The 7,556-nt window shown below is 44.9% G+C and carries 4 protein-coding genes; all 4 read left to right on the plus strand.

The window, feature by feature from the left end; translation table 11 throughout:
- The first annotated feature begins 501 nt into the window (after window positions 1–501).
- Complete coding sequence (locus tag ACLL8Z_RS14495; protein ID WP_411275509.1) at window positions 502–804, plus strand: DUF6660 family protein; 303 nt, start codon at window positions 502–504, stop codon at window positions 802–804.
- A gap of 64 nt (window positions 805–868) precedes the next feature.
- Complete coding sequence (locus ACLL8Z_RS14500; RefSeq protein ID WP_411275510.1) at window positions 869–5,212, plus strand: CusA/CzcA family heavy metal efflux RND transporter; 4,344 nt, start codon at window positions 869–871, stop codon at window positions 5,210–5,212.
- Window positions 5,213–5,214: 2 nt separating this feature from the next.
- On the plus strand, window positions 5,215–6,414 hold the full coding sequence (locus ACLL8Z_RS14505) for an efflux RND transporter periplasmic adaptor subunit (protein WP_411275511.1): 1,200 nt from the start codon (window positions 5,215–5,217) through the stop codon (window positions 6,412–6,414).
- Window positions 6,414–7,556 (plus strand): HAD-IC family P-type ATPase (locus ACLL8Z_RS14510; protein ID WP_411275512.1); only part of this gene is annotated, 1,143 nt, incomplete at its 3' end. The genes ACLL8Z_RS14505 and ACLL8Z_RS14510, both read left to right, overlap by 1 nt.

Consider the following 7,556-nt stretch of genomic DNA (forward strand, 5'->3'; position numbering starts at 1 on the left):
CTGTGGCTTACAGCACCAGGAAATTTATGGTGGAAGCCGCATATCAGGCTTCCTTAATATCCAGGGACACTGAGGCTTCGTTCAAGAACCCTCGTTCGTTCTTTTCTATTGGCTTGTATTATGTGCTTTAAATTCTGAGGTAAAGCGTTTTTCGTTTCGCACCCTATGTGATTTAAACGCAACGGGCGCAAAGTACAACCTGCCTGCCGGCAGCTACCCGTACATCGTATGCTGATTTGAACACTAAGACCACGGAGGAAGGCACAAAGGGCACCGAGCTAAAATCGCTAAACTTTCTGCTCTCCGTGCCTGCCTGCCGTCAGGCAGCTTTTTCCTCCGTGTACTCCGTGGTAATCAAATGCCACTCAGCACGTTATACCCGAGCTGACTATCAAATACTTTATTCAAGAGCTTCTGGCTTTACCCAAATAATAACAACAGGCTGGTATAGGTGGAATGAAAATCCTTTAGAATCTAAATCCAAATCTTATATTTGAAAATATGAAATTGATTTCAATGATACTATTAGTACAGGTACTTCTGCTTAGCAGCGTATCGTGTGCTGATGCTATTGAATATTCATCTCAGGATACAGTTGTTGAAACTTTAGTAAGTCCGGCTGCGGATTGTACAGGCGATATCTGCTCGCCATTTTGTTCTTGTGCATGCTGTATTGGATGCACATACCCCATTGTTGCAAAAAGTCATTCAGGAAAGCCAGCATTGTCGGATTATTCCAATTACTACATAGAACCTTCTTATCACTCCATTACCAGTCCCTTGTTCCAGCCTCCAAAAGCCTGAGTAGAGCAGCAATAATATTTTTCCGGATGCATACGCATCATCGTTTTACTTAAAATCATTTTTCATGTTAGACAGAATAATACGGTTCAGTATCCGTAATAAACTCGTCATTGGCGTGCTGACACTTGCCCTCATCGTTTGGGGAGCCTGGAGTGCTACACAATTGCCAGTTGACGCATTACCAGATATTACCAATAACCAGGTTCAGATCCTTACCAAAGCACCTACCCTGGCTGCGCAGGAAGTGGAGCAGTTCATTACCTATCCCGTAGAAAAGTCAATGGGCAACTTGCCCGACCTCGTGGAGATGCGCTCCTTTTCGCGTTTCGGTCTGAGTGTGATCACACTGGTTTTTAACGAATCCACCAATATTTACTTTGCCAGGCAGCTGATCGCAGAAAAACTGAATGAAGTCCAGGAAAGCATTCCTGCTAATCTCGGCAAACCTGAAATGGCCCCGGTTACTACAGGTCTTGGAGAAATTTATCAGTATATCATTCATCCCAAAAAGGGAAGTGAAGATAAGTATACCGCTATGGATCTGCGTACGCTCCAGGACTGGATTGTCTCCCGGCAGTTATATGGTATTCCGGGTGTAGCAGAAATAACTGGCTTTGGTGGAATTACCAAGCAGTATGAAGTTGCCATTGATCCTGCGCGGTTGAAAGCATTTAACATTTCCGTTCCTGAAATATTCGATGCCCTGGAAAAAAATAACCAAAACACAGGAGGAGCTTATATCGATAAAAAGCCGAATGCTTATTTCATCAGGGGTGTCGGACTGATGACTTCCATGGCAGACATCGAAAATACAGTCGTAAAGAGATCAGAAAATGGTATTCCGGTATTAATTAAAAATGTAGCCTCCGTAAGGCTGGGATCCCCTCCCCGTTATGGAGCTCTTACCTATAATGGTGAAAAAGAAGTCGTGGGCGGCATCGTTCTGATGACAAAAGGAGCGAACAGCGCCGATGTTGCAGGGAGAGTTAAAGAAAGAATGCTCACCATTCAAAAATCGCTTCCCGCGGATATAATTGTGGAGCCTTTCCTGGACCGGACCAGCTTGATTGACAGGGCCATCTCTACGGTAGAAACGAATTTAATTGAAGGAGCATTGATCGTTCTTTTTGTCCTGGTTCTTTTCCTGGGTAACTGGCGGGCAGGTTTTGTTGTTGCTTCTGCTATTCCCCTTTCTCTGCTCTTTGCACTCGCGATGATGAACCTGTTTGGTATCTCTGCCAACCTGATGTCGTTAGGGGCTATTGATTTTGGTTTGATCGTAGATGGTGCAGTTATAATTGTAGAAGCCACCATGCTCCATCTGGCGCTTCGAAAGACCAGCGGCAGATTTTCGCAGCAGGAAATGGACGAAGAGGTGTACCAATCTGCTTCCAAAATCCGAAATAGCGCCGCATTTGGGGAAATTATTATTCTCATAGTTTACATTCCTATCCTCACACTTACCGGTGTGGAAGGAAAGATGTTCCGGCCTATGGCGCAAACTGTGGGCTTCGCAATCCTGGGAGCATTGATTTTATCACTTACCTACATTCCGATGATGTCGGCATTGTGCCTTTCAAAAAACGCTGTTCATAAAAGGAATATCTCTGACCGGATGATGGATTTTTTCCATTCAAAATACGAACCAATGCTCAAAGCTGCCATCAGGATCAAGTATGTAGTCATAGGTGCTGCAGTAGCATTAATGCTGATCACTATTATTGTATTCAGCCGCATGGGGGGAGAATTTATCCCGCAATTAGAAGAAGGCGACTACGCGATAGAATTTTTACTTCCACAGGGTACTTCGCTTTCACAAACGACCGAAACAGTTTTAAAAGCCGAAAGAATGCTTCTTAAATATCCTGAAGTCAAAATGGTTGTCGGTAAAACCGGAAGCGCTGATGTAGCGACGGATCCAATGCCTCCTGAAGCTTCTGATCTGATGGTTATCCTGAAGGATAAGAAAGAATGGACGACAACGGATGACTTTTACGAGCTGGCGGACATGATGGGGGAAACGCTTGCCGACATCCCGGGAGTGATTGCGGAGCCCAGTCAGCCGATACAGATGCGCTTTAATGAGCTTATGACCGGTATCAGGCAGGATGTGGCAGTGAAGATCTTCGGAGAAAACCTGGATACTTTAAATTCCCTTGCTACTGAAGTTGCCAATGCCATACGACCGATCAAAGGCATTACCCAGCCGCAGGTTGAGCGGGCAAGCGGGTTGCCGCAGATAACTATACGTTACGACCGTGCCCGGATGGCCGGCTATGGACTGAACATCGAAGATGTAAACCAGATCGTCAGCACAGCGTTCGCTGGCGGTGTGGCCGGGGCGATATATGAGAATGAACGGCGCTTTGACCTTGTTGTGAGATTGGACAGTACTTACCGCAGCTCCATTGAAAATGTGAGTGACCTCTTTATTCCAACTCCGGATGGAAATCAGGTGCCGCTGTCGCAGGTAGCAACAGTAGCCTACGAAACAGGTCCTGCACAAATCAGCCGGGAAGACGGTCGAAGAACTATGGCCGTAAGTTTTAATGTGAACAACAGGGATGTTCAAAGTGTAGTAGAAGATGTACAAGCTACGCTGGATGCCAGGGTCAGGTTACCTCCAGGCTATTACTTTACTTATGGCGGCACGTTTGAAAATCTTCAGAAGGCCTCTGCACGTTTAATGATTGCTGTGCCCGGAGCTCTGTTATTAATCTTCATCCTCCTGTATTTTACGTTTAAATCCGTTAAACAGGCAGCTCTTGTGTTTACAGCCATTCCAATGTCAGCTATCGGCGGAGTCTTTGCTTTGTTACTAAGGGGAATGCCTTTCAGCATTTCCGCAGGTGTAGGGTTCATTGCACTCTTTGGTGTCGCAGTACTTAATGGGATAGTGTTGATCGGTACTTTCAATCAACTTGCCAAAGAAGGGATAACGAATGTTAAAGATCGGATATTCCTGGGAACCAAAGAACGCCTAAGACCTGTATTGATGACAGCCACAGTCGCCTCTCTCGGTTTCCTGCCGATGGCCTTATCATCAAGCGCCGGGGCAGAAGTCCAGAAACCTCTTGCGACCGTAGTGATTGGCGGACTGATCACTGCAACTATCCTTACCTTGATCTTGTTACCTCTTTTATATATGATATTTAATAAATCCAAATCTCTGCCAGGTCCTAAGAAAGCTCTGCCTGCAACTTTGATAGTCGTATTGCTAACATTGGGGAGCCAGATGGTTCAGGCTCAAAGCGTGAACCCTGCAACTTCTATTTCACTAAATGCTGCTTATGAACTGGCTATAGAAAATAACCTGCAACTAAAGGGTTCGGGCATTCAGCTTGAACAAAGCAAGACTTTGGCTAAGACGGGGTTCGATATTCCGAAGACCGGCGTTTTTGTAGAAAACGAGGATCTTTCTTCCCTGGATTCGAAGGGAATCTTAAAGATCGGGCTGAGTCAGAGCATTGACTGGCCGGGATTGTATTCTGCAAAGCGCGATCTTCTGAATCAACGGGTGACGTCTGTAGAACTGGCCGGTCAAATCAGGTTGGCAGAGATTAGAAGAGATCTTGAAAGAATCTATTTTCACCTGGTGTTTTTGCAGAATAAGCACGAGCTATGGAAACGACTGGACAGCCTGTATTCTTCTTTTGCCCGGGCAGCTGTTCTTAGAGTCCGTACCGGGGAAAGTGCCGGACTGGACAGCATTTCAGCACAGGCCAAATCAAAAGAAACAAAACTTCAGCTGCAATTGCTTGACCGCGATATTCAGACAGGACAGGAGCAGCTAAAAAGGCTTCTAAATACGGATAAGGCTTACCTTCCGGAACCGACTTTGTTGCCCCAGATCAGCGTAATCAGCAATCCTTCCGATTTTAGAGAGCATCCTGAAATTAAATGGCAGCAACAGAATGTAACTCTGGCCGACGCTGAAGTACGGGTGACTAAGCAACAGGGAATGCCTTCTTTCGAGGGCAGGTTTTTTTCTCAACGGCTATATGGCGTCAGTCCGGGTTTTTCCGGTTTTTCAGTGAGCATGGGAATCCCGGTTTTTGGGAGAACTATCTATAAAAATGCAATCAGGGCGGCCGAGCTGGAGAAAGATTATCAGCAGTCAGTTACTAACTATGCTGTTTTTTCCATTAATTCAGTGTACCTGCAAACCATGCAGCAGCTCGGGAAAAATAATGATTTAATAAACTATTATCAGCAGACCGGGCTTGCCCAGGCAGAAGCTATTATTAAAGCGGCCAACCTTTCTTACAGGTCGGGTGAAATAAGTTTCTCAGAGCTTTCGCAATTCCTTACACAGGCGATTGATATCCAAAAGAACTACCTGGACGTGCTGAATGACTATAACCAATCGGCCATACAACTCAACTATTTTATTAAAGAAATTAAATAACGATGAAAACATATTTGATATTTTTAACCCTGGCCTTATTTGCGGCTTCCTGTGGCAGTCCCGCGACAGTTAGCGAAGAAGAAGTGCATGAAGAAAACGAGAGCACGACTGTGTCTATAACCCAGGCACAAATGAAAACCGCAGATATCGCGCTCGGAATTATAGAAATGAAGAATTTAAAAACTTCAATCAAAGCTAATGGAACCCTGACAGTGCCTAATCAAAATAAAGCATTGGTTACTTCGGTCAGCAATGGTGTTATTAAAACTTTACTGGTTCAGCCGGGCACCTATGTTAAACAGGGCCAGACTATCGCGACTATCATTAATCCTGATGCTGCTCAGATCCAGCAACAGCTTCAGGCTACAACTGCGCAGATTAAGCTCGCTGAGTTAGAATACGCTAGACAAAAAGAATTAGTGAGCGGAAACGCTGCTCCTTTAAAAAATGTGCAGCGGGTTGAAGCAGAGCTAAGCACGTTACGGTCAGCTAAAAACTCGCTTGAAAAACAAATGGGGGCTTTGGGGATTTCCGCGGCACAGGTTAACAGGGGTAATATTGTGACGACCATCGCAGTACGGGCGCCTATTAGCGGGACTATCAGTGAAGTCTCAGCTCAGATCGGATCAAATGTTGACGCTTCTACGCCCATTGCTCAAATTGTAAATAACTCAAGCCTGCATCTCGACCTGTTTGTCTACGAAAAAGATTTGCCCCGGTTAACTGCGAATCAAAAAATCCATTTTACCCTGACGAATAATCCCGGAAAGGAATATGATGCGGATATTTATTCAATAGGAACTGCATTTGCTAATGAGACGAAGACAATTCCGGTACACGCGGTAGTTAAAGGTGATAAAACAGGCCTGATCGAAGGAATGAACATCACCGCCGTGATTAGTATAGGTTCTGCTGTGGTAAGTGCAGTACCGTCCGCTGCAATTGTAAGCTCCGGAGGCCAGGATTTTATTTTTATCGCAACTGATCAGAAGCCCGAAGAGCATGCCGAAGAAAAAGAAGTTGCAAAGAGTAAGCCCGGAGAACCGGCTCTTTATTTTGAACGGATACCGGTTCAGAAAGGGGTATCTGATATTGGATATACTGAAATTATTCCCGTGAAGGAATTGCCGGCGAATGCCAGAATAGTTACAAAGGGGGCCTTTTTTATCCTTGCAAAAATGACTAATACAGGAGAGCACTGATGGAATCGAATAAACGACATGAAGAGTGCTGCAGCACGGATACAAATAACGTAAATCAAATTAAAAAGCCTTCTGCTGAACATTCAGATAGTGATGGTCACGGTCACGGCGCGGAGCAATCAGGCTGGAAATCTCGTTGGGATCTGCTATTATCTGTTTTTGTTCTTTTTGTAATGCTTATTCTTGAATACGGCTTTAACTTCGTATTTAACGACACCGTTAATCTGTTCATTTATGGGTTCGCCTATCTGCTGGCAGGCTGGAAAGTCCTCGACCTTGCTTTTCGTAAACTGAAACGTCTGGATATATTCAATGAATTCTTCCTGATGAGTGTAGCCACAATAGGAGCATTTCTTATTGGAGAGTATAGCGAAGGTGTAGCTGTAATGGTGTTCTATTCCATTGGAGAATGGTTCCAGGAGTCAGCCGTAAATCGTGCGAAGCGGAGCATTAAAGCCTTATTGGACGTCCGTCCGGATGAGGTAACTGTGATCAGGGATGGCATGGAATTACGGGTAGATCCTGCGACGGTTTACCTGGATGAAAACATCCTGATAAAACCAGGAGAAAAAGTCGCATTGGACGGCCAGCTCATCTCTGAAAATGCATCATTCAATACAGCAGCCTTAACCGGTGAAAGTAAACCGGATACCAAATATGCAGGCGAAGTGATCCTCGCCGGAATGATCAATTTGAATACGGTAGTAGAAGTGAAGGTCACTACCTTGTTCAGCGATAGCAAGCTCAGTAAGATCCTTGAAATGGTTCAGGATGCAACCGCCAGGAAATCTCAAACCCAGCTCTTTATATCAAAGTTCGCGAAGGTATATACACCAATAGTGTTCTTCCTCGCATTGGCAGTCTGTTTTTTACCCTACTTTTTTGTAGCTAATTATGAATTCAATACCTGGTTCTACAGGTCCCTGGTATTTCTGGTCATTAGTTGCCCTTGCGCATTAGTAGTATCAATTCCACTGGGTTATTTTGGCGGCATCGGACTCGCCTCAAGGCATGGTATTTTGTTCAAGGGCGGGAATTTTCTCGATGTTATGACCAAAATCAATGTTGTGGTGATGGATAAAACCGGTACTTTAACAAAAGGAGTGTTTAAGGTACAACAGGTTGTTTCGCAGGGGATCGAA

The sequence above is a fragment of the Daejeonella sp. genome (assembly GCF_046590655.1).
Taxonomy (GTDB): domain Bacteria; phylum Bacteroidota; class Bacteroidia; order Sphingobacteriales; family Sphingobacteriaceae; genus Daejeonella.